A 22228-nucleotide genomic window follows, 5' to 3' on the forward strand; every position below is an offset into this window, starting at 1 on the left:
AGCACCCAAGAGATTGTCTATCAACGCCAACGCGACATAGCAACAATTACCGCTTTTTATTTCGTTATTTGTTGCGCCTGAGCACCAGTCCTGCTATTTCCATGGCGAGACCAAGCATGAAAAGAATGGCGCCGATCCAGATGTTTTCCGGCGCCAGGAACATCAGCATGCCGCCCACGATAAGCAGCAAAACAGATAAAACTCGTTTAGTGCGACGACTTCTGGACATGATTTAGAAACTCATCGCGGATAAGGTGATATATCACTATAGACCGCAGGCCGATAAATGCCATCATTCCAACGAACGCGGGAATCAGGCGATTGCAACAAGCATACATTTCCACGGTTTTGTACAGCAAGCTCAAATGCCCGGGCATTATCCTCAGCTGACCGCACCTTGCCTGGCCTTCGCCTCCAGCTCCAGCTCAAAGCCCAGCGAATCATTAAGGGATAAAAGCTGCTCAATAACCTGATCAATTTGGGGAGCTATTGACGCCGGAACGATGTTCTGCGCCAGCGATGCCTTAAGTGCTTCCTGTAGGCGCAACGGCTTCTCCATCAACAAGCGGCCCAAGTCCGCCGGAAGCCCCTGGCGAAAAAGACCGTAGGTTACCGCGGGTAACAGCATCCGTTGAAATGACAATTGCGCATCCAGCCGCAAATAATTCAGCTGTTTAGGTGAAATGCCTGTTTTACCGCCCAGGAAATACAGATCCTCCTTCGTTAATTCGTGAATTGGCACGCTTTCAACCAGCGGTTGCAGCTCGGCAAGATATCGCTCGTACTCCGACAGTCCACGAAATTTTTCCAGGTCAACCTCAAGATCGACAGTTTGCTGCGGCGAAACGTTGAATATAATACCCGACACAGCGATTTCGTCCCCCTTCCCCTCTGGTTCGAATGCGCGAACGATCAGATCAGCTCGCACTTTTTCTGGCCGGCGCAGTTGGCCGGTGGTATAAGCAATCTCATAGAACCCTTGGGTATCGGCAATTGCCTGTCCAAGTAATGTCTCTGTCCGGATATCCCGATCGAATGCCCGTACGATGACATCCGGCAAAGGGAAGCCATCCGTCTGCCGAACCGTACCTCGGACAATACGCAACTCCCCCCCGGGTTTCGGCAACGTAACCAGGATTTCCACCTCCTGGTTTCCAGGTAGAAGGTTTTCGATAAAGGTATCGGTATCGAGCGCTTGATCATCCTGATGAACCCGGAACAGAACCTCGACAGTATGTCCCGCACCGAAAAAATATTCATCAACCGGGATAAAAGTTACGCCGTCGGCATCTGTCGTGCCTGAGCGAATCAGTTGCTGGCCATTAATCTGGAATACGGCGTCAACCTGTACCCCTGGCAAAGAAGCATCTGTTGCATAGTTTTTAACCGCTATTGTCAGCGCATAAGTTTCAGGTGTGAAGTGGGGGACCGTGATGTCGAGGAATTCCTGGATAGCCGCTGCGGTTTTTCTACCTTCCGCAACGACATTTCCTTCCGGATCAAAGATGTGAACGAGTAGATTGGGCCCTTTTCTGCCGTCTGACTGCCAGGCAAAATCAATGCGATAATTTCCATTGGTCTGAAGCGCAACCGTATTTCCGCGTGGGACAATATTTGTTGGCGACAGCGCATCGAAAGCGCGCGCGGTAAAGCCGACGGTGCTGATCGGGGTGCCGTCTGCCTGGCTGACCTGGCCGCAAACGGTGTGAATATATGGCTGCGGGATGTCGGGTGCAATAACAACGGTAGCAATGGTCTCAAGCCGTTTTTTCAGGTCCTCGGCTTGATGGGTTGGAAGATTCTCAATAGTAAAACCGCGTTCCCAAAAAATTTCCGCAAAGTCGTTTTGTCGACGTCCGATTGGCATCACCAGCCCAAACAAGGTCCGTAATTCACCATTGGCGATCAGCAGGCGAATGGAACTGTCCGTGGCTATATAACTCGAATAGCCCAGTTTTATCAGCGCGTTTTTTAATATCTCCCGATCGTTTTTATTCAATTTGTCCAGTAATACGCCATGCGCCAGGATATGCTGCCGCAAATTACCGATACCTTGAATGATGCCCAGCAGTTTGGTGAGGATAGCCAGTTTCCTGTCCGGATGGATAAACTGAATGGCAGCCCGCATGTTGGATTTTTCCTGGATAAAAAATGAATGCCTTATATAAACATCGCTTCGCTTCGATAACGTCGACAAGACGGCACTCCATGCTCGGCCGGCTGATCTTTTCAGGTTGGCCTGGACAGTTCGGAAAGAATCGCCAGCTCATCGGAAATCAGGACCGACCTTTAGCAGCTCATCGAAGCGTAAATAGTTCGGTCATGCTACCTTATCTATAGTGGTTCAGGTAATTGGCATGCCAGTCGCCTCATCACAAGCCATTTGCCCAGTATAACGTAGACATATATTTACACGTACTATTCTATCGGGTGCGGCCGATCGACTTACCACCCCTTTTTAAACATAGCTGACGAGAATGAGAAATCAAGAATAAATCGCTTTCCGCTGCCCCATCCAGCGTTTCGTACCCGTTCCTTCCGCTGCGTTAAAATACGTGTCTTCTCTTGAATAACCCGCTGATGAAAAAACTTCCTGCCATTTCTGTGATTGATGCTGCGCGGCGTCTTGCCAATTTGCCTAAGCCGGTCTATCCGGAAGATCTGCCTGTGGTTGCGCGACGCCATGAGATAGCGCGCGCGATCCGGGAAAACCAGGTGGTAATTGTGTGCGGTGAGACCGGCTCGGGCAAGACCACGCAGCTACCCAAAATTTGCCTTGAACTCGGGCGGGGGGCTGCCGGCATGATCGGTCATACGCAGCCTCGGCGCATTGCGGCGCGCACAGTAGCAGCCCGCATCGCTTCGGAACTCAAGAGTCCGCTGGGACACGCGGTAGGCTATAAGGTGCGCTTTTCCGACAAGGTGAGTTCGGAAACTTATATCAAGCTCATGACCGATGGAATTCTCCTGGCGGAAACCCAAGGTGACCATTTCCTGCTGGCTTACGACACTATCATCATTGATGAGGCACATGAACGCAGCCTCAATATTGATTTTTTGCTCGGCTATCTCAAGCAATTGCTACCTGCGAGACCTGATCTGAAGCTGATCATCACTTCCGCCACCATTAACGCGCAACGTTTTTCAGCCCACTTCGATGATGCGCCGGTAGTCGAAGTCTCGGGCAGAATGTACCCAGTGGAAGTGCGCTACCGGCCGATTCAGTCGCACGGCGCCATTGATCCCGAATATCAGGCGAAAAATCGAAGTAAAGATGAAGCCCAGAATGAGGATAAGGAAGAAGACGATATTGAACAATCCATCCTGAACGCATTGGATGAGATTCCCGGCTCCGATACGGGCGATGTGTTGATATTCCTCCCTGGCGAGCGGGAAATCCGCGAGACTGCCGAGGCGCTGCGCAAGCATGGCATAAGCAGGCCCGGCAGTAGCGCCGCCATATCCGGTATGGAAATTCTGCCGTTGTTCGCGCGATTGTCCTATGCCGAGCAGGAGCGGGTGTTCAAGCCCGGCGGCAGCAATTTGAGACGTGTCGTGTTGGCGACCAATGTAGCCGAAACTTCGCTCACCGTTCCCGGCATTCGCTATGTGATCGATACAGGATTTGCGCGGCTCAATCGCTATAGTTATCGCAACAAAGTGGAGCAATTACAGGTCGAGAAAATTTCGCGGGCTTCCGCCAACCAACGGGCGGGGCGTTGTGGCCGCGTAATGAGCGGTATCTGCATTCGTCTTTATTCGGAAGAAGATTACCTTGCGCGTCCGGAATTTACCGATCCGGAAATCCTGCGCTCATCGCTGGCAGCCGTGATTTTGCGCATGAAGTCTCTCAAAATTGGAGAAGTGCAGAATTTTCCGTTCCTTGATCCGCCCCTGCCGCGAATGATCGCGGATGGCTACCAGTTACTGGCGGAACTCGGCGCAGTAGACGACAGCAATTCGTTGACCAGCATAGGCTGGCGATTGGCCAAGTTTCCTATCGATCCCAAGATTGCACGCATGATCCTGGCTGGCAAAGAAGAGAACAGCCTGAGCGAAGTGCTGATCATTGCGTCCGGCTTGAGCATACAAGATCCCCGCGACCGGCCGTTCGAGCAGCAAGAGGCCGCCGACAGGGCACATCAGCGCTTTCAGGATGAGCGGTCCGACTTCATCGGCTACCTGAAGCTGTGGGATTTCTTCGATGAATTGTTGAAGCATAAAAAATCCAATCACAAGCTCATGGAGCAGTGCCGGGAAAATTTTTTATCCCACCGCAGAATGCGGGAGTGGCGTGAAATTCATGGTCAGCTACATACGCTGGTGGCCGAATTCGGGCTGAGACCAAACGAAATTCCCGCGAGTTATGACGAAATTCATCGCGCACTTCTGGCGGGGTTGCTGGGCAATATCGGCTTCAAGGCCGACGAGGATGGCGAGTATCTGGGAGCGCGCGCCATCAAGTTTTCGATTTTTCCGGGTTCAGTGCTCAAAAAAGCCAAACCTAAATGGGTAATGGCTGCCGAACTGACCGAAACCAGGAAGCTCTACGCACGTAGCGTGGCCAGGATCGATCCCCTTTGGGTAGAAAAAATTGCAGGCAGGCTGTGCAAGAAGCACTATTTCGATCCCCATTGGGAGAAGACACCGGCACAGGTATCGGCATTCGAGCGCATAACACTGTACGGCTTGACGATCATACCGAAGCGGCGGATTTATTACGGCGCAATCAACCCAAAGGAAGCGCGTGAAATTTTTATACGCTCGGCGCTGGTGGCGGGCGAATACCTGACCCAGGCGCCGTTTTATCAGCATAACCGCAAACTTATCGCCGAGGTGGCAGCGCTGGAGCACAAGACACGCCGCCCGGATGTGCTCGTGGATGAAGCAGAGATAGTTGCGTTTTACGACAATCTCATCCCTGACGGGGTATGCAACGGCGCGACATTCGAAAAATGGCGCAGGCAGGCCGAGCGGGAAAACCCGCGCCTGCTCTATCTCACCAGGGAATACCTGATGCGTCATGAGGCGGGCAACGTTACGGAAGAGCGTTTTCCCGATAGTACGGTCGTGGATGGTGTACGGCTGCAGTTTGCCTATCGCTTCGAGCCGGGGCATCTATTGGATGGCGTCACCCTTACCGTACCGTTACCGCTGCTCAACAAGCTTCAGGCTGCCCGGTTCGACAATCTCGTCCCAGGGCTGATCCGCGAAAAAATAACCTGGTATTTGAAAGCGCTGCCCAAACAGATACGCCGCCAGCTGATACCGATACCGGATTTCGTAACGCAGTTCCTGGAACGCCATGAATCAACGGTTACGGCTTCCGCCCCTGTGCCCCTACCCAAGCCTCTGACTGAAGCATTAGCGGATTTTATCTCGTTCAAGACGGGGATCACTGTTCCGCGCGATATGTGGCACAACGAAAAACCCCCGCCGCATCTGCTGATGAATTATAACGTTGTGGACGATGCGGGGCGCGAACTGGCGATAAGCCGTGACCTCGCGCAACTCAAGGCGCAACTTGGCCAAGCCGCGCAGATGACATTCGCCCAGCTCGATTCGGGCGAGCGCAGCCCGATCGAGCGTGATGATGTGAAACGCTGGGATTTTGGTGATTTGCCCGAAGAAATCACTTTTATCCGCAGCGGGAAGAAACTGACCGGCTACCCGGCGCTGGTCACACGAGAGGAAAAAGTAGCCATTCATTTGTTCGATACGCGCCATGCGGCACAAGCCAATATGCGCGGAGGCGTGCGGCAGCTGCTGCGCTTCGAACTCAAGGAGCAAATGAAGCGATTGGAAAAAGACCTGTCGGGACAAAATCGATACCAGAGCCAGGCAGTATTGCAATTGCAAACCCTTATCAGTCCCCCGTTACTCAGGGAAGACATGCTGGACGCCATCGCCGACCGCGCTTTTATCGGTGACGATGCACTGCCCCGAACCGAAAAAGAGTTTATTGCCCAGCGGCAGCGGGCGAGAGCGCGGCTACCCGCCGTGACTGAAGCTGTTATCCGGACGGTACAAAATATCGCGGGTGAATGCCAGGCATTGTCGAGCAGTCTTTCTGCAGCGGGATCGGGTACTCCAAAGCTGAAAGACAAGCTGACTGCTCAACTGCGCAGCCTCGTTTATCCAGGGTTTTTAAATGCCACCCCATGGGAGCAGTTGCCACATTTACCGCGTTATTTGAAAGGCATGGTTTTGCGACTGGAAAAATACGCGGCCAACCCGGAGCGTGACGCACGCCACGGCGCCGTTATTGCCGGGCTATGGAACCAGTATGAGCAGCGTATGGAAAAGCAACTCAAGGCCGGAATCTACGATGCGGCCCTGGCCGGATTCCGCTGGCAAATCGAGGAACTGCGTATCTCGCTATTTGCTCAGGAGCTGAAAACGCCCTACCCTGTTTCCGCTAAACGGCTACAGAAATCTTGGGAAGAAATAAGCGCATGAAGTAGAAGGGCCGTCTCACTGCCCACCTATGGACGCGTATGCAATATTTGACTCACTAAGCGGCAGATGGAAATTCACTATCCAACTCCGACAAATGGGGTTCTATTCGATAGTTTGCCGCCAATCGCACTTCACTGCCTGGAGCGACTTCCAGAATATCCACGCCCGCATTGGCGGTTTCAACGCACACAAAGCGCTCGTAATCGTCATCTTTCAGGTCGCCCATTTCAGCTGATATTTTTTCCCAGGGGTTCCACACTACCGCGGTTTTGCTCCCTGTGGATGTGATTCGAATCCTCCGGCCGAAGGCAGCATCATCAATCAGTACCTCGCCGTGTGTGTCCTCATAGATACGGTCAACTTCCGTATCGATCGTTACCGGGCCCGCCTGGAGCTTTTGAAGGCCGTTATCGGTTTTATCGATATACTTGATTCCCTCCAGACCCGATATCGCCACCTGATCGATATGCCCTACTTTGAAATAAGTGTGCAACGCCTGAGTTACGTGAAACGTATGGGTTGTCGGATTGTGCGTAATTAATTCCAGGTTCAGCGATTCCCCAACAGTAATTTCCAGAGAAAGTTTGAATGAATGCGGCCATATCGCCTGTGTTTCGGGTGTATCTGCCAGACCCAGTGTAATTTTGCATTCCCCATTTGCGGTGACTTCGGTTTCTATCACATTCCAAAGCCGGTTTCGCACAAAACCATGGGCTGGGCGTCCCAGTTGCTCAGGGTCCGGCCCGAACCAGGGCCAGCAGATCGGTGCTCCGCCCTTGATGCTCTTACCCGCCTGATAATATGCAGCTTCGCTGAGAAACATCAGGTTATGCGGCTCATTGGCGGGCTGAAAGGACAAGACTTGGCCTCCGTAGATAGAGACCAGAGCGCTTGCCTTGACGTTATCTATTTTGATAAAAGGGAATCCTTCCGCACCTTCAATGAATTTGAGCTGGTCGGCAATTCCGTATTCCGCATTTAGTCGTTCGATATTCATGATTTTATTCCATTCGTATTTTATCTGAGTTTAGCTAGATAGAAACAACATTATAATAGCATTACAACAATCTGTTTGGAAGGCTTTTTTCGGAGACCGTCACTTATTCTAATATCATTAAAATATATGGTAGATCATCGGAGCAGGATCAGCCTGGGGATGGCGTCAGCTCCAGCCCATACTATAGCGTTTTGGCCAAACTCTTTCCCTAGCGCAGACGATGCCTTGAGATCCAGCCCAAGCGCAAGAAAGCTCTTCTCCGCCGGCCACTTCCCGCAGGGATCAAAGCCTTCACCCTCGATAATCCGGCCTGGCCCGACCAGGCTGCGCAGTTTGCCGAAAAGATGCACGCAAGCCTCCTGATTTATCTCGGGGCTCCGAACTTGTCCAAACGGATTGCAAGCAGTGATGAAAGCGGCAGATCGATGACCCGAAGCGGAAAAAAGCTGCGACAACGGTTCGGAATACTGATCTATGCGCAGGATAATTGCGCCAGGAGCAAAGCCTCTTCCGTAGTCAACCTGTTGGTCAACCCGATAGCGCGCTGAGCGGTAAGCGGCGATGAGGCCGCCGTCAATTTTAGACTGTGGCAAATAAAAATCCCGGTATTACCCAGCCTTGTTCCTGATTCTTCGGGCGTATAAGAAGAAACGCTTCAAAGTGGCTTCAAAAGTGTTTATCCGGCGGAAATGCCCATTAGCCAAGATGCCGTATTACTTTGCAAGGGTTCCCGGCAGCGAAAACGTTCGGCGGGATATTTCTGGTTACGACGCTGCCCGATCCAATGGTTGTGCCTCGGCCAATCGTTAAACCAGGATTGATAATCGCACCGCCGCCAATCCAGACGCTATCCCCGACTTCAATGGGTTTAGCCGCTTCCAGCCCTGTATTACGTTCTTCCGCCATCAGTGGATGCGTTGCGGTATAGATCTGAACACTGGGACCCAGAAACACATCGTTGCCTATGGTTACTTCTGCGCAGTCGAGCACCACGCAGTTAAAATTGGCATAGAAGTTATCGCCGATGTGGATGTTATAGCCGTAATCGCAAAAAAAAGGCGGCTCGATCACCGCACGCTGACCTAGCGTACTGAATAGCTCGCGCAGAATAATCGATCGTTTATCAAGGTCATCCGGCAGGGTTTCATTGAATGTTCTCAGCAGTTTTCTGGCGTGCCTTCTTTCCCTGCACAGCAACTCATCGCTGGACCGGTACAACTGCCCGGTGAGCATTTTATGCTTTTCCGACTGATGGGCCATAAATTACCCGGGAGTACAAGAAATGGGCAACCAAAACGAACAGGACATTTTACTGAAGTTTTATGGAGGGATTTTCGCAAGGCCCTGCCACAGAATGCCCTCTCCCAGCATTCTGTGGCGAGCTTGATTTTGCGTCAGTCACTAATTGTGCGAGCTCGTATTCGGGTATTGGCTCAAAAATTCTTGCGCATCACTCGCAGGATCGTGCTTCGAACCCCAGCGTAACAACTCCAGGATCGCAGGCGACAGATCATGGCCTTTCTCGGTAAGTGTATAAATCACTCTACGCGCATTGCCGGGATCGCGCTGGCGTGAAACGATATGAGACTCTTCCAGTTTTCTTAGCCGGTCGGAAAGTATATTGGAAGCGATCTTTTCCGGCGACATCAAAAAATCCCCAAAATACTGCTTGTGCATAAACATGATGTCGCGAATGACAAGCAGGGTCCACTTGTCGCCTAATATATCGAGCGCACAACTAACCGGACAGGAAGAGCGTTTGATCTGATCTTGTTTAACCATAACAGCCTCAACTTATTATTTAGTTGCACTATGCAATTAATCGATTATACTTTCCTTGCGCAACCCCTATACAGGATAAAATAAACTTGCCGGCGGGTCGAATTTTTGCAAATGTAGAGCGTCTTAAAACTATCCTGCCAAACCGGCAAAGCAGCTAATGCTGCTTTAAAGGATTCAAAGCGTATTTTACTTTATCCGGGCTTTTCCGGAAAAATCATTATGGCTGGCGCCAGTGAAGTTTCTTCCGCCAGCCAATGGCTTGGCCTCCGCTAAATCGTAACTCAAAGAAGGGTTCATTGTAGAGGCAAGCGTTATAAACAGAGAGGAGTAATTCAATGATGATCAAAGAAGTGATACGGGTCGGCGTATCGACTCTTGTGCTCGCCTCAGCGCTTTACAGCGGTGCGGTGGCTGCGCATGGAAGAGTCTCCATGGAAGAAGACACCTGCATGCGCCGGCTTGGCGACAACAGCATGGTGCATCTAAGTGCCTACCAGCCTCAGTACGAGCCCAGCGATCAGTACTGCACGGAAATCCCCAAGGGGGGCGACACTTTTCTGGTAGTAGACCTCGTAGATCCCGCGCTGCGTGACATACCGATAGGTGTGCGAATCGTCAAAGGAAGCCACGAGACAGAAGACGAGACAGTGACTTATTTGCGCCCGACCTACCACCCTGATGGAGTGATCAAGGGAGAGACCAGTCTGGACAAGGGTGAATATACGGTATTCATTACGGGAGAGGCGGTACCTCCTGTGCGCTATCAATATCCATTGCGCGTAGAACTTGTTAATTACGCGAAAACTTTTCGCGCCGCGATAGGGCCGCTGATCGCAGTGCTTCTATTGAGCTTGCTCGGGTATAAAGTCATGCAATCAAAGCGAGTGAAGCAGTGGCGTGCGTCCCGCCACCCGTAGGCGCTATTTCGGCCGCAAAGAGCAGGAATGTAACAGGAAGCTGCTTCCTGTAACATAAGATATGGCTCAGTTAAGGAAACAGGCAAACAAGGAAGCTGACGAACACAAGGTAGAAGCTTCCATTATAGATTCCGCGTTATCGTGCAGCTTTACCGAAAAGTGCGCCAAGATATGCTAACGCAATAAAGCATGAGCTACGATGACACGGGTAGGTGTCGATGTGCTGGCGAAGTCCTTCATGGGGGAGGCATCAGGCTCCGACGCCAGCTTCGATAGGCTAGCGATGATCTGCTTCGGCGGGCATCGCTAGCCATTCTGTACTGGTCGTCGCCAATCATGAGCCTTGTCACTCATTCCGACTTGTATTCGCACGCCGTCTGGCTCGCGTCCAATAGCAAAATACCTATAACAATCCAGCCTGATCCCCACCGGTTTTTATTGAATTCCCTGTTTGTTATACGCAGCGGCATGATTGCATCTGGACCGGTGGGCATTTGACAGTCCCAAAAGAACAAAAGACACAGCAATCGCCAGGGATGGGCCGCAGCAGAGATCGGCATCCAGTGCATTCATAATAGAATTGGCATGCGTCCGTCGGCATTATCTCGCGTTTGACGAACCCGCAGCGGGGGCATGTCAGTATCGACTCCAGAATTGGCATGTTATCAGTCCTCATACGCACGAGATTGGGGAAAGCTGTTTCTGCTTCATTCATTAATCCATTAGCCCCGGCAAATAACAGGCAGAGCATGTTGACGGCATCATCTCGCCTCCTCTGCCATCTCGCGGTGCGCTTTCGCCATGCTCATGTTAGCCTCTGCGGCTTCTTCGTACACGCGCACCAAAGCTTTGGTATGCTCTTTCAGATCTTCAGTTTGCCTGCCATAGTAATACCCATGCTCCCGGTATTCCGCGAGGCCGTTTTTCTGTTCTTGTGCTCGCGCACGCATTGCTTCCGCTGCAGCTTCATAATGCCTGGCCAGCGCGTTATGGTCTGCTTTGGTCCTGGCGCTGCGGACAGCGCTGCTCATATCCATCGGATGTGGATCGATACGCGCGCAGGCCGACAGGGCGAGAGCCCCCAGAATGGTAAAAATAACACGTGATTTCATGATCATCTCCATGCTGGTTATCAAATTCTATTTTTTCATCTGCTCGGCCATTTGGCGGTGAGATTTCGCCATGCTCATGTTTACCTCTGCAGCGCGCTTATAATTACTCATTGAGGCTCGGCAGTGTGCTTTCAGATCCAAAGCCCTGGGGCCGTAATAGGGGTGCATCTCGTATTCCTCCAGCTTTTTTTCACTTTCTCGCGCTTTTAAGCGCATGTCTTTCGCTACAGCTTCATAATGTCTGGCTAGTGCAAGATGGTCAGCTCTGGTTTTAGCGTTCCGGATGGCGCTAGTCATATCCATCGGATGCGGGTCCATATGCGCGCAAGAGGCCAATGCGCTGAGAATAGCCAGAATTAAGAAGAATATGGGTGGGTTCATATCGATTTCTGTAGTGTTATGAAAAAATAGCGGCGCGATCAAAATGATAGGGCTAAGCGGCTGCAGCAGTCGTGCCCGCTGGCATGCTGCTCTATTCCTTCACTGTAATCACGCTCATTTGTCAGCCAGGCGCTATAACTGAAAAGGATTTTTCATACTTCCTGAGCTTCACCTTTCTTGTGAGCTCACTCCACCCGTCCAACTGCCGGCTATAGGATAAGCAAACTGCTTCGCCAGATTGATCAAGCATACCAATAATCCGTAAAAAATCGGCGAGCGCATCCTTTTCTTCATAGTATCCGTTTTTTTTCATAATTTAATGCGATTAAGCCGCAAGGCATTGGTAACCAGCATACCGAACTCATCATCATGGCCGCATTGGCAAACATCGGTGAGAGCAATAGACCGAAAGCGGGATAAAACACACTGCTGCAAGCGGGATGCCAACGGCGTTATAGCAAAATGCAAAGGTAAAGTTCTGACGAATGTTTCGCATGGTGGCGCGCTCGATACCGCGCAAATCGCCCTTGACAAGCGTGACGCCCGCGCTCTTTAAACCAAAACAGCACTGGCAAATGTGCCAAACTGAACTAAACCGGTTTTCCTCGGCCTTGATTCATATTAGGCCAACTTTTTTGATATTTGAATAATTCGAGGTTAATTATTCTGTTGCCGCTTACGTGCACCGGGAACCCCAAGCTGAGCCTTGCTGATGAGGTGACGTCGGCAGGGAAGAGGAATTTCTCGACGTTTTGCTCGACCGCTGCCATGATGAGAATGTCACGCTGATATTTATCAGTTGACGAGCGCCTCGCCAGCCATTTCACACGTTTCATTCCTTTACATGAAACTGTAATCCCTTTACATGAAACTGTATGACCGCTGGGCGGAGTAACAAGGGCCTTAGGCGGTGATGTGTAGCGACTAATCCGAGTTAACCGAAGGGAGAAAAAAAATGTTTATTTCACGTATCGTTAAATTGTTAGGCATGACGGCTGTATCAAGTGCGTTAATCAGCGCTGCCGGCTTCGCAGACGCCGATGCGATTATAAAAATTGACGGTTCGAGTACCATGTATCCCATCACCGAAGCGGTGGCTGAAAATTTCCAGTCAACCCAAAAAAATGCAATCAAAGTAATGGTTGGCGTCTCCGGCACCGGTGGCGGCTTCATGAAATTCTGCCGTGGTGAAATAGATATCGTCAATGCTTCCCGTCCCATTCTGGGAAAGGAAATGAAGGCCTGCAATAAGGCCCGCGTCGAATATGTCGAATTGCCGGTGGCATTTGATGCACTAACAGTGGCGGTGAACCCGAAGAATAACTGGGTCAAAACCATGACTGTCGCCGAATTGAAGAAAATATGGAGCCCCGCCGCCCAAGGTAAAATCACCAGATGGAGCCAGGTAAATCCGGCATGGCCAGATGAGCCGTTCAAGCTCTACGGCGCTGGTGCGAATTCCGGGACGTTTGATTATTTTACGCAAGCCATCATCGGTAAGGCGAAATCCATCCGTGGCGACTTTACGGCATCTGAGGACGACAACGTGCTGGTCCAGGGCGTCGCAAGCGACAAGAACGCGCTTGGCTTTTTCGGTTTTGGATATTATGTAGAAAATCAGGAGAAAGTCAGAGCTGTCGCCATAGATGATGGTAGAGGTGAAGGAGTCATTCCGTCTGTCGAGACTGTGGAAGACGGAACCTATCGGCCTTTGTCCCGCCCCATTTTCGTCTATGTAAACATGAAGGCGGCAGAGAAACCCGAAGTCAAGGAGTTTGTTACGTTCTATATCAAAAATGCCTCCGCCCTTGTGAGAAGCGCCCAATATTTCCCACTGCCGCCCAGAGCTTATAGAGCCGACATGGAATTCTTCAAGACGAAGAGGTTGGGAACAGTATTCGATGGCTTTTTGCCGGTAGGCATCACAATCGACGATCTGCTCCAGCGAGAGGCCCGTTTTTATGAAAATTAACGCTGAATCCAGCCGTTAGTGCCGCTTTCGAAACATCGATAGCAGATCAAGCTGTTATCGACCCCTGCCCCATCTGCAGCCAACCAAGGCCTTGGATGGGACAGGATCACAAGCCGTCTGGTGCAGAAAACTTTGCTGAAATGCGCGCCTTGCGGATAGCGAGAAATTTGGATGAGAAGTGAGTCACCTACGAACCGAAGGGGGATGATCTTCAGCCCTGGCCCAGGTAGCACGGGTTACAATGGTGTAACCGACAGGAGGAAATTCATTGCTGATTTCCGCCTAGGCTCGTTCTTGTTACGCCGTTGTTACCTCATGTCCATCAGGATTGATGGCAGCTGGGTTATCCCTCGGTTTCATACCGTTGATTTTCGTTTTTTCTGGCGTTGTTTGTACTGCCGATTAATAACGCTTTCTCTTGCTTTCCTTCGGGAAGCATTCGACTGTTCCTTGTCCCACGGCCATTGCTAATGAATGCCAGAAGATGAACGGAACAGTTCTCTAGCAGGCAGAAACCGCTATAGGAGTGCTTGGTGCGCGTATGTTTCGTGTCTCATACGGCTAAAAAATATGGAGCAGAGCTCGCTCTGCTCGAACTGTTGCAGGGGTTGGTCGCAGAGGGCGTCGATTGCAAAGTACTGGTTCCAAAAAAAGGTCCGTTGCTGACAGCGCTGGATCAATTGCACATCGAGTGGAAAATCATTGGTTACCCTTTTTGGGTGGCGGGCGCGCGACGACGATGGATGTCAGGCCGTATTCTCCGCACAGTAAGGACGCTATTGCTTGCGATTCCTATGGCACACATCATTGCCAAATGGCAATGCGACCTGGTTTGTTCGAATACAATGACTATTGGAGCTGGAGCGTTGGCCGCGCGGTTGGCGAAGCGTCCGCACGTCTGGCACCTGCATGAGTTCGGGTACCGTGATCCCAATCTGTTATTCGACCTGGGCGAGCGCCGCACGGCGCGCTTGATGGACCGGCTTTCCGCGATTTTTATCGCCAACTCCTATGCGGTGGTTAAACATTATGGCCGATATATTAACCAGGAAAGAATAAAGGTCGTTTATCAGGCGGTGACATTACGCGATGAGATTGAAAGTTCGCCAGGTAATCACGCTACTACTGATAAACCATGTTTTACGTGTGTCATCGTTGGCTCGCTGCACATTGCAAAAGGCCAGGACGAAGCCATCCGTGCCTTGGCCGAGATAGTGCGCCGGGGAGTCGATATGGAACTGCTTTTTGTAGGGGCAGGTAGTAAGCGATACCGCAAAGTGCTGGGTCAGCAAGTTCGCGATTTTGGTCTGGAACAGCGAGTCAAATTTATTGGATATGCGGAAAACCCCCTACCCTATATTCGAATGGCGGACGTTGTGCTGGTATGCTCTCGCTGGGAAGCTTTCGGACGAGCCACGGTGGAAGCCATGCTTTTGGGTAAGCCAATTATCGCTACAGCCAATAGCGGCGGTACTGCGGAATTGATTCATGACGGAGAAACAGGGCTCCTGTACGAAGCCGGCAATCATGTCGAACTTGCCGACAAGATTCAGCGGCTGTATCAGATTCCAAGCGAAGGGATAAGGTTGGGCACGGCTGCGCGCATGTGGGCAGCGGGTCGCTTTACTCAACAACGATATGCGAGGGAAGTGCTTAGTTTGTTGAGTGAAGCACTAACGAAAGAGCAGCACGCGGCGCCAGCCGTAAACCAATTTGAACAGTCCGACGATTAATGATTTATCGCGGCGCTGAGATATACACAGCTGGTTAATGGATTGAAGACTCATCAACTAACACTATTTTAGGAAAACTTGAAATTGCAATGAAAGATACAATGCAGCCCAACGCCATCACTACCGAGGCCCGACCCGAATGTGGCCTGTGCAAAGGACACGGTGAGGTAATTTACCGTGATTTAGAAGATCGCCTTTTCGATGCAACTGGGCATTGGACCCTCAAACAATGCCCTGGATCAGGATGTGGCCTTATTTGGTTAGACCCCATGCCTACGAAGAAGGATATCGGAAAAGCCTACCTCAACTACTATACGCATGAAGACGAGAATATCCAAAAGCCGAAGAAGCGTGGCGGCGTTGTCCGGCGACTCAAGCGTGCGTTCTCTGTGGCGCGCAACAAAGGATACCTGGCTCTCAAGTACGGCGCGGTGAACGGTGCGTCATCCTTGACGAAGCTGGCCGGCCTATATGCATACCTCCAACCCATACTCAAATCTACGCTTGACTTCGACGCAATGTATCTGCGAATTCGATCGGGCGCTAAGCTTCTGGAAATCGGCTGCGGCAGCGGACGCCAACTGGAAATTTTTCGAAAGCTGGGTTGGCAAGCGGAAGGGCTTGATCTAGATCCAAAAGCGGTCGAAATTGCGTCCGCGCGCGGTCTGACAATTCACTTCGGTAGCTTGGAGGAACAACACTTTCTAGGCCGATCCTTCGATGCAGTTGTCTCCAGCCACGTCATCGAGCACGTGCATGACCCTGTAGGTCTGCTGCGCGAGTGTGGGCGTATCCTAAAGCTCGACGGCAAGCTCGTCATAATTACGCCAAACACATCGAGTTGGGGCCACATGTGGTTTCGTAGTCACTGGCTTGCGCTGGATCCTCCGCGTCATCTGCACCTGTTCAACTCTATCTCACTACGTCGAGCTGCCGAGGAGGCAGGCCTTAAAGTACTCCGCCTCACCTCGACTGTGCGCGACGCAGATGGGCTATTTCGGGCGAGCCGCGACATTCAGAGGACAAAGCGTCATGTTTGGGGTATCCGCCACTCTTTGGGCTTGCGTCGCTGGTCCAGAGCCCTTCAGTGGGCAGAATGGTTGCTACTCCAAGTAGGACTGGACCGAGGCGAGGAGTTGATGATGATTTGTGGACCTAACGACGAAAACATACGGCACTGTTCCAGATGAAAGCACGACCACAGGTGTCTATAGCTCTAGCTAGTTATAATGGCGAGCGTTATATAAGCGAGCAGCTTGATAGCATCATGCGCCAAACCCGTCTGCCAGACGAGTTGGTAATATCTGATGATGCCTCAGTTGATGCGACGCAGGAGATCATAGCGGACTTTATCCGGCATGCACCCTTTCCTGTACGAGTCCAAGCAAACGACGAGCGACTTGGTTCGACGCGCAATTTCGAAATGGCGATCCGCGCATGCCGAGGAGAGATCATTTTTCTTTGCGACCAGGACGACGTGTGGTATCCCGAGAAAATTGCTGTGATCGAAGCATGTTTCATAGATAACCCAGGCGTGGGTATTGTCTTTACTGATGCCGATGCGGTCGATGAAAATTTGAATCCGCTAGGGTTGCGACTATGGAAAGCAGTGCGATTCAGCCTAAGAGATCAGGCACAAGTTGCGGCCCTTGATGCATTTTCAGTGCTGCTTAAACGTTATATCGTGACGGGTGCGACCATGGCTTTTCGTTCCACTTACCGAGACCTCGTGCTGCCCTTTTCTGAGATTTGGATCCATGATGCATGGATCGCCATGCTAATCGGCGCCACATCTGATGCGGCTGCGCTGCCAATACCATTGATCGCTTATCGACAGCATAACGGTAATCAAATAGGCATACGCCGCGTCAAGAATCGAGGTATAACATGCGCCGCACTGTATGGTCCACAAGTTCTGCGTTACGAAGCCGCGCTAGCGCGGCTATTGGAGTGCACGGATCGTTTTCCAAAAAACGCTTACAACGCACATCGTCTTAATGAGGCGCTAACCTTTCTGCGCGTTCGCGCCGGGCTGCCACAAGCCCGCTGGCGCCGGTTACCAGAGCTCCTGCGTGAGCTCGTCTTACTCAATTACCATCGCTACGCATATGGGTGGAGAAGTTTCCGTAGGGACCTCTTACGCTAGCAGATCACTTGATAGAATCCTTGGTAAACTTTATTAAAATAATTCATCCCAGCAAAGATTGTCCATGCCCTATTACCTCGCTATGTTTCCATTCACAAGGTGTGGTAAGACTATTAACCTGCCGATGCTTGAACATGATGCCGCGTGCGATTGTGAAGGTAATTACAAAAGTATCAAACGATAAACATATCCATTTAAGAACCTGCGAAGTATGGATTTGCGCGCCACGCTACGGCAACAAATTTCCAATTATTAATCGGTCTGAATACTCGTGGGAAAAAACTTTTTTGCTAAATTCTTTAGTTCGATATTTTTTTCTTCACCTTTTTCAAGCCTAAATTTCCAAATATTATTATCCCCGCCAATCTCCAATGGATCAGCCAATAGTTTTACACCGCCTTTTTCCAATACTTCCCTGGCGCCTTTCGCATCTCCACTCAACAAAAAATGCAACGCATCAGGGATACGACTTTTCTTGGCAGCATAAACCTGGTTCATCCATGGCGCCATCTCTTCCAGAAGGCCATATTTCTCATAAACGCCTGCCATCCGCGTCAGCTCATTCGGGTCTTCCGGAAGATTGCTGGTCAACATGCGCATGCCGATCAATTCATCGGATGACATCGTTGGCCGCGCCCCCGGCTTGTTCAGGCCGGAAAGCCCTGCGGACCTTGTGTCAACAGCCGGGGGCATTTGTGCGGAAATCTCGCTTAGCCCCGGCGCTGTGGATTGCAATGGCTGAGCAGTTCCATCCTGCTGATTACGCTGCCAGCCGGCAACTATTTCGTCGTTGGCGTTCCGCAGCCGATTCCGCTTTTCGCTGTCGAAACCAGCCTGTTCCATTTTTACCTGATGCAATTCTGTTTTGCGCAGACCGGATTTTTTCTGTTCACGGAGATATTGTCGCCGCAAATTGATATCCTGCCCCGCGCCCAAACCTTTCGCGAGCCCGCTGGCAAATGCGCCCAGTCCATTAATCATGCCCCACCTCCCTATTTTTTTTATCTACAGCGCGGTTACGCTTCAGCATAGCCAGGCTTCCGCTATTGATTCGATGGATAAAATCCTCCCCTACCAGATCAATGGCTTCCTTGTTCAATACTGCTTCGCCGTTGGATAAACGGATAGGCTTGATCCCTTCAATGCTTGCCAGGATGGAACCGCTCGTGCCGGTGCCCGGGCCTTTTATCATACCGCCCTTCATATAGGCCTTGCGCTTCAGTAATCCAGGGCCATAAGGGGTTCCGTTTTTTATGATGCCGCCTTTGCGAAGCCTTGGCCCCATCATATAAGCGCCCCCTAGCGTTCCAACAAGGCTCCCTAATCCTTCCAGCGCGGCTGCCTTGTTTTGTTGCTGTTGCTGCCATGCGCCAAGCTGGCCCTGGTACTGATTCAGCATTGTATTGCCCGCTGAGTTGTTGGCCCCGGTAGCTCCACCGAACCAGCTCTGTGCCGCGTTCAGGCCGGCATTATGCAGCCCCGCCTGGGTGGCGAGGTTTCCTGTGGCTGAGTTACCGGCATTCAAAGCGGCTGCATCCGTCGCTATCCCTGTGGTGGGCATATTGCGCCCGAATTGCGCCGTGCCTTGCCGCATGGCCATGCCCTGCAGCTCAGTATCCCGGCGCGCCCTGTTCATGGCGCCTGCCGTATCTTTGGCCAGCCCCAGATTGGTTTCGTGGTCCAATGCTTGAAATCTGCCCGAATTCGGGTTGATGCCCATGCGCTCCATCGAGCGCTGGCTAATATCCCGCGCAGCCTGATAGCCGCGCACGACATCGCCGCCCGCCTCTGCCGCCATCCGGTCTTTGCGCGCCTGTGAGTCGAACTCATTGGCATCCTGGACCATGCGCTCCTCTACGGGCGCGAACAGATCGCGGTAAACCTGCCATTGCGACTCCGCCCTGGCGGCATCGGCATCGCCCGATGCAATCTGCTGATCAACAATCTTTTGAATGAGCGGGTCTTGCACGCTGGCTCTATCCCTTTCCCACTCGAGCTGTTGTTTCGCTACATCGAGCTGCTGCTGCGCGATATCGGCATTCTGCTTCGCTGTCTGGCCGATCAGTGGATCGGGTTTCGGCGGTTTCGAGCTACACATTTTCAACCTCCAGTATTTTATTCAATCCATTTTCCACATGGCGATAGCCGAGCAGGCGGAAGAACCGCGCAGCCTTGTTGGCCGTCTTCACGGTAATATTGATCTCGCTTGCGCCGATGCGCCGCATTGCGTTTTCCGTATAGGCCACAAAATGCCGGGCAACCCTCCCCTTGCGCGCTTCAGGCAATAAATAGAGGGTGTCTTCCGTGGCAATGATGGTTTGCGTATGCGCGCTCCTATCCAGGTACATGGCACAATTGCCCAATAGTTTCCCTTCGCGTCTCAGGGTCAAGAGAACATACCGCCCGGCACGTTCATAACGGATGAAGGTCTCGTAATCCGGATTGAACGGCAGCCCATGCCGATGCGCCTCCGTCTCGTCCCAATGCACCCGGTGCAGCGGCTTTATCTCCTCGCCAATGTTCTCGATACGCTCCAGTGAAAATATGAAATCCTCATGACCTTCGGGTTCGATCCGTTCAATTACGCTTGCCGGTATCAACGTGCCAATCCGGCTGGCTGCAACGCAAATGTCTGCCGCCAACCCGGGTAGCAAGGGCAAGCCCATGTTTGTCTTGAGCAAAGCAATCAGTTCTGTATTCATCAGCTATCCAGTCTGGTGATTATGCGTTCTACCGCAATGCGGACGTCATTGGTATAGGCATAGAGAGCCTCACATTCCGCTCGGGTAGGTACGGCAGAGAATGTAAGCGCGCGGAACGCTGGTGGCATTATTCTGTTTCCCCGCCGCCCGGTCAGTAGCTCGATCATGGTTTTCAACCATTCCGGCGTTCCCGCAGGTATGCCCGGTTTCTTGATACGTAGCGTTGCCGCCATGCCGGTACTCAACGCAGCTTCGACGACAATCCCATCGCTGATGGCGCCTGTGCCGGCTTTGTTACCCTGATTGGGAAAGGAGACAATGAGGATGTGCGTCTGCGTAATGATCGCGGCGCCTGCAGAATTTCCCTGAACCACCGGTTCCGCTTCGAGCCCGCCCCGGCCGATATACAGAAAGCCAGTGGTACTCGTGTTCTCCTGGGTAGGCGCAGCGGCAACGATGATGTGAGCTTGGGTTATCGCAGGCGCAAAGCATGCCTGTCCCTGTGTTCCCCCTGGCACGATCAACATTCGTGCCTGTGTTACCACGCCGGTGCCGGACATATTGGTCTGAGCGTTCGATACAGCGGCAAGAACCTGATTCTGGGTAATCCGCCCATCCGCATTTGACGAGCTGGTTTGAACGGCTGGTGCAGCGGCAAGAGCTTGATCCTGGATGAGCGTCCCGGCTTTGGCCGTGCCATTTTGCGTTAATGCGGCCCCAACCAGCGCGTGGTCCTGCGCTACTGCTCCCATATCGACGAAATTCGCCTGAGCCGGAGTTTCAGCAGTCAAATAACATATCGTACTGCTGCTTTTCCACAACTTTTTTGGGGAAGCCTTGAATAACTGCCACGGATTGTTGTATAGGGCGATACTTTCTGCGCGACCGATGGCGCGGTTATAGAAATACCCGTAAGCAATTCGCCCCGTAAGTAACCCGCCGGTGCCACCCGTTCTTGCCCCAAAAACAATGTTTTCTGATTCTTGACCCGCCGCGCCCACAATAAGGGTGACTTCCCTGCCGTAATCTCCGTAGAGTTTGGCAATCGATCCATCCCAAGTGATCGTGTATTGATGCCAATCGGCGTTCCCCCATTCCCATTTCGGAATAGTTTGAGCGCCGCGCAGCCAGATTCCAGGGTTTTGATTGGCAGCAGCATCACAGTAAATCTGGAAGGTTCGGCTTGCGCCAGTGGCGCTGGCTTTGCCTACAAATGTACCGGTATTTCCGGTATCCTCAAGCCGCGCATAAATAACAACCGACCACTGGCTGGTTGAGTCAGCAAAAAGATTTACACCGCCGAGGCTCTGCTTCCCCGTATTGACGTAGCCCGCTCCAGCGAATGAAGTAACGCGCCCAGGTTTGTCCGTGCGGTATGTGCCATTCGTTACCTGATATTTGACTCCGGTTACGCGGTCAAATACCGCGCCTGCAGTATCAAATACGGTTGCCGCCGCCAAGCCGAATGCTAGCGGGTTTGTCCAGTCTATCGGCGCGGGCGCCTGCGGCTGCTGCTTAAACCGGCGCGGCAGGATTAATGCAGACACTTACGCCGACACTCCGGCAATCTCAGCGAGGTAAATATTGCCGGAAGTCAGTGGCACGCCCATGTCGTTTTTTGCGACCAGCTTTAAATAGCGGGCAGTGGGCAGCCCTTGCAGGCTGAAGAATTTTCTATGCGTATTGGTATCATTGCACGGCAATGTTCCAATCCAATGCAAATCAGCTTCTTCAGTTGCCGTTAGGCCGGTTTCAGGCCCACTGCCAAAATTGATATTGTCCAGCGATAGCTTTGCGAACAGGATGAGTTGCCTGTTGCCAGCAGGGGTCCCGCTCGGGTCGCATTCAACTTCCAAAGTAACGTCCAGTGGAATAGCGGCGCCCAGGTCAATTGCTGCCGATGCTATATAGGCCGCGTTCGCCAGTGTTCCCAAATTCAGTACGGATGGGCTGCGAGCGCCCTGAGTCTGTGTGAAGATTGCCATGATCTGTGTTCCTCAAGAGTTTTCCGGGAAAGCCTCGTTTAA

21 protein-coding genes and 1 pseudogene are annotated in these 22228 nt (G+C 51.9%); 6 read left to right on the forward strand and 16 right to left on the reverse strand.

What is annotated here, in order from left to right:
* Positions 1-64: 64 nt before the first annotated feature.
* Both BLS94_RS14770 and BLS94_RS02300 read right to left on the reverse strand, forming a co-directional pair.
* The gene (locus BLS94_RS14770; protein ID WP_176767767.1) at positions 65-229 is read right to left on the reverse strand and encodes a hypothetical protein; all 165 of its coding nucleotides are present in this window, start codon (positions 227-229) and stop codon (positions 65-67) included.
* 153 nt (positions 230-382) lie between these two features.
* Complete coding sequence (locus tag BLS94_RS02300) at positions 383-2128, reverse strand: hypothetical protein (protein WP_090957589.1); 1746 nt, start codon at positions 2126-2128, stop codon at positions 383-385.
* A 452-nt stretch (positions 2129-2580) separates the two neighbouring features.
* On the opposite strand from BLS94_RS02300, the gene hrpA reads away from it, so the two are divergent.
* Entirely contained in the window at positions 2581-6459 is a 3879-nt protein-coding gene (gene hrpA / locus BLS94_RS02305) for an ATP-dependent RNA helicase HrpA (protein WP_090957590.1), read from the forward strand.
* A gap of 55 nt (positions 6460-6514) precedes the next feature.
* Here the strand turns inward: hrpA and BLS94_RS02310 are convergent, their stop codons facing one another.
* The 4 genes from BLS94_RS02310 to BLS94_RS02325 all read right to left on the reverse strand — a co-directional run bounded on the left by BLS94_RS02310 (position 6515) and on the right by BLS94_RS02325 (position 9238).
* Entirely contained in the window at positions 6515-7456 is a 942-nt protein-coding gene (locus BLS94_RS02310) for a D-hexose-6-phosphate mutarotase (RefSeq protein WP_090957591.1), read from the reverse strand.
* Positions 7457-7590: 134 nt separating this feature from the next.
* Entirely contained in the window at positions 7591-8049 is a 459-nt protein-coding gene (locus tag BLS94_RS02315; protein WP_090957592.1) for a DUF3293 domain-containing protein, read from the reverse strand.
* Between the two features lie 103 nt (positions 8050-8152).
* The gene (locus tag BLS94_RS02320; protein ID WP_090957593.1) at positions 8153-8716 is read right to left on the reverse strand and encodes a sugar O-acetyltransferase; all 564 of its coding nucleotides are present in this window, start codon (positions 8714-8716) and stop codon (positions 8153-8155) included.
* A gap of 141 nt (positions 8717-8857) precedes the next feature.
* Entirely contained in the window at positions 8858-9238 is a 381-nt protein-coding gene (locus BLS94_RS02325; RefSeq protein WP_090957594.1) for a winged helix-turn-helix transcriptional regulator, read from the reverse strand.
* 338 nt (positions 9239-9576) lie between these two features.
* Between BLS94_RS02325 and BLS94_RS02330 the strand changes: the two genes are divergently transcribed.
* Positions 9577-10155 (forward strand): hypothetical protein, encoded by a 579-nt coding sequence (locus tag BLS94_RS02330; protein WP_090957649.1) that lies wholly within the window; start codon positions 9577-9579, stop codon positions 10153-10155.
* Positions 10156-10609: 454 nt separating this feature from the next.
* On the opposite strand, the gene BLS94_RS15150 is transcribed toward BLS94_RS02330, so the two are convergent.
* The 5 genes and pseudogenes from BLS94_RS15150 to BLS94_RS02360 form a co-directional block, all read right to left on the reverse strand.
* Complete coding sequence (locus BLS94_RS15150) at positions 10610-10816, reverse strand: GDCCVxC domain-containing (seleno)protein (RefSeq protein ID WP_090957650.1); 207 nt, start codon at positions 10814-10816, stop codon at positions 10610-10612.
* A gap of 100 nt (positions 10817-10916) precedes the next feature.
* Positions 10917-11267, reverse strand: a complete 351-nt coding sequence (locus BLS94_RS02340) for a hypothetical protein (RefSeq protein ID WP_090957651.1) — start codon at positions 11265-11267, stop codon at positions 10917-10919.
* A 27-nt stretch (positions 11268-11294) separates the two neighbouring features.
* Positions 11295-11648 (reverse strand): hypothetical protein, encoded by a 354-nt coding sequence (locus BLS94_RS02345; protein ID WP_090957595.1) that lies wholly within the window; start codon positions 11646-11648, stop codon positions 11295-11297.
* 309 nt (positions 11649-11957) lie between these two features.
* Positions 11958-12204 (reverse strand): annotated as a pseudogene (locus BLS94_RS15155) (heavy metal translocating P-type ATPase); the annotation flags it as partial.
* A gap of 34 nt (positions 12205-12238) precedes the next feature.
* Positions 12239-12475 carry a hypothetical protein gene (locus BLS94_RS02360; protein WP_143021634.1) on the reverse strand — a complete coding sequence of 79 codons (237 nt, stop codon included), beginning with the start codon at positions 12473-12475 and terminating at the stop codon, positions 12239-12241.
* A gap of 128 nt (positions 12476-12603) precedes the next feature.
* On the opposite strand from BLS94_RS02360, the gene BLS94_RS02365 reads away from it, so the two are divergent.
* The 4 genes from BLS94_RS02365 to BLS94_RS02380 all read left to right on the forward strand — a co-directional run bounded on the left by BLS94_RS02365 (position 12604) and on the right by BLS94_RS02380 (position 17499).
* On the forward strand, positions 12604-13620 hold the full coding sequence (locus BLS94_RS02365) for a PstS family phosphate ABC transporter substrate-binding protein (RefSeq protein WP_090957598.1): 1017 nt from the start codon (positions 12604-12606) through the stop codon (positions 13618-13620).
* A gap of 533 nt (positions 13621-14153) precedes the next feature.
* Positions 14154-15353, forward strand: coding sequence for a glycosyltransferase family 4 protein (locus BLS94_RS02370; protein WP_090957599.1), 1200 nt, complete (start codon positions 14154-14156; stop codon positions 15351-15353).
* Positions 15354-15622: 269 nt separating this feature from the next.
* Positions 15623-16543 (forward strand): class I SAM-dependent methyltransferase, encoded by a 921-nt coding sequence (locus tag BLS94_RS02375; RefSeq protein ID WP_176767768.1) that lies wholly within the window; start codon positions 15623-15625, stop codon positions 16541-16543.
* Positions 16540-17499, forward strand: coding sequence for a glycosyltransferase family 2 protein (locus BLS94_RS02380; protein WP_090957601.1), 960 nt, complete (start codon positions 16540-16542; stop codon positions 17497-17499). Before BLS94_RS02375 ends, BLS94_RS02380 begins: the two co-directional genes overlap by 4 nt.
* Before the next feature lie 252 nt (positions 17500-17751).
* On the opposite strand, the gene BLS94_RS02385 is transcribed toward BLS94_RS02380, so the two are convergent.
* The 5 genes from BLS94_RS02385 to BLS94_RS02405 are packed head-to-tail and all read right to left on the reverse strand — an operon-like array spanning position 17752 to position 22186.
* Positions 17752-18480, reverse strand: coding sequence for a hypothetical protein (locus BLS94_RS02385; RefSeq protein ID WP_090957602.1), 729 nt, complete (start codon positions 18478-18480; stop codon positions 17752-17754).
* Positions 18473-19597 carry a hypothetical protein gene (locus tag BLS94_RS02390; RefSeq protein ID WP_090957603.1) on the reverse strand — a complete coding sequence of 375 codons (1125 nt, stop codon included), beginning with the start codon at positions 19595-19597 and terminating at the stop codon, positions 18473-18475. The genes BLS94_RS02385 and BLS94_RS02390 overlap by 8 nt, the downstream gene beginning before the upstream one ends.
* Positions 19590-20201, reverse strand: coding sequence for a GNAT family N-acetyltransferase (locus BLS94_RS02395; protein WP_090957604.1), 612 nt, complete (start codon positions 20199-20201; stop codon positions 19590-19592). The genes BLS94_RS02390 and BLS94_RS02395 overlap by 8 nt, the downstream gene beginning before the upstream one ends.
* On the reverse strand, positions 20201-21748 hold the full coding sequence (locus BLS94_RS02400) for a hypothetical protein (RefSeq protein ID WP_090957605.1): 1548 nt from the start codon (positions 21746-21748) through the stop codon (positions 20201-20203). The genes BLS94_RS02395 and BLS94_RS02400 overlap by 1 nt, the downstream gene beginning before the upstream one ends.
* Positions 21749-22186: a hypothetical protein gene (locus BLS94_RS02405; RefSeq protein ID WP_090957606.1), complete on the reverse strand. Its 438-nt coding sequence runs from the start codon at positions 22184-22186 to the stop codon at positions 21749-21751.
* Between the last annotated feature and the right edge of the window lie 42 nt (positions 22187-22228).

It is taken from the genome of Nitrosospira sp. Nsp18, assembly GCF_900103145.1.
In the GTDB taxonomy this organism is placed as follows: domain Bacteria; phylum Pseudomonadota; class Gammaproteobacteria; order Burkholderiales; family Nitrosomonadaceae; genus Nitrosospira.

What these genes read in the sequence shown, in the direction of transcription:
- BLS94_RS14770 (WP_176767767.1), bottom strand. Translation starts at nt 229, where the DNA reads ATGTCCAGAAGTCGTCGCACTAAACGAGTTTTATCTGTTTTGCTGCTT.
- BLS94_RS02300 (WP_090957589.1), bottom strand. Translation starts at nt 2,128, where the DNA reads ATGCGGGCTGCCATTCAGTTTATCCATCCGGACAGGAAACTGGCTATC.
- hrpA (WP_090957590.1), top strand. Translation starts at nt 2,581, where the DNA reads ATGAAAAAACTTCCTGCCATTTCTGTGATTGATGCTGCGCGGCGTCTT.
- BLS94_RS02310 (WP_090957591.1), bottom strand. Translation starts at nt 7,456, where the DNA reads ATGAATATCGAACGACTAAATGCGGAATACGGAATTGCCGACCAGCTC.
- BLS94_RS02320 (WP_090957593.1), bottom strand. Translation starts at nt 8,716, where the DNA reads ATGGCCCATCAGTCGGAAAAGCATAAAATGCTCACCGGGCAGTTGTAC.
- BLS94_RS02325 (WP_090957594.1), bottom strand. Translation starts at nt 9,238, where the DNA reads ATGGTTAAACAAGATCAGATCAAACGCTCTTCCTGTCCGGTTAGTTGT.
- BLS94_RS02330 (WP_090957649.1), top strand. Translation starts at nt 9,577, where the DNA reads ATGATCAAAGAAGTGATACGGGTCGGCGTATCGACTCTTGTGCTCGCC.
- BLS94_RS15150 (WP_090957650.1), bottom strand. Translation starts at nt 10,816, where the DNA reads ATGCCAATTCTGGAGTCGATACTGACATGCCCCCGCTGCGGGTTCGTC.
- BLS94_RS02340 (WP_090957651.1), bottom strand. Translation starts at nt 11,267, where the DNA reads ATGAAATCACGTGTTATTTTTACCATTCTGGGGGCTCTCGCCCTGTCG.
- BLS94_RS02345 (WP_090957595.1), bottom strand. Translation starts at nt 11,648, where the DNA reads ATGAACCCACCCATATTCTTCTTAATTCTGGCTATTCTCAGCGCATTG.
- BLS94_RS02365 (WP_090957598.1), top strand. Translation starts at nt 12,604, where the DNA reads ATGTTTATTTCACGTATCGTTAAATTGTTAGGCATGACGGCTGTATCA.
- BLS94_RS02375 (WP_176767768.1), top strand. Translation starts at nt 15,623, where the DNA reads ATGCCTACGAAGAAGGATATCGGAAAAGCCTACCTCAACTACTATACG.
- BLS94_RS02380 (WP_090957601.1), top strand. Translation starts at nt 16,540, where the DNA reads ATGAAAGCACGACCACAGGTGTCTATAGCTCTAGCTAGTTATAATGGC.
- BLS94_RS02385 (WP_090957602.1), bottom strand. Translation starts at nt 18,480, where the DNA reads ATGATTAATGGACTGGGCGCATTTGCCAGCGGGCTCGCGAAAGGTTTG.
- BLS94_RS02390 (WP_090957603.1), bottom strand. Translation starts at nt 19,597, where the DNA reads ATGTGTAGCTCGAAACCGCCGAAACCCGATCCACTGATCGGCCAGACA.
- BLS94_RS02395 (WP_090957604.1), bottom strand. Translation starts at nt 20,201, where the DNA reads ATGAATACAGAACTGATTGCTTTGCTCAAGACAAACATGGGCTTGCCC.
- BLS94_RS02405 (WP_090957606.1), bottom strand. Translation starts at nt 22,186, where the DNA reads ATGGCAATCTTCACACAGACTCAGGGCGCTCGCAGCCCATCCGTACTG.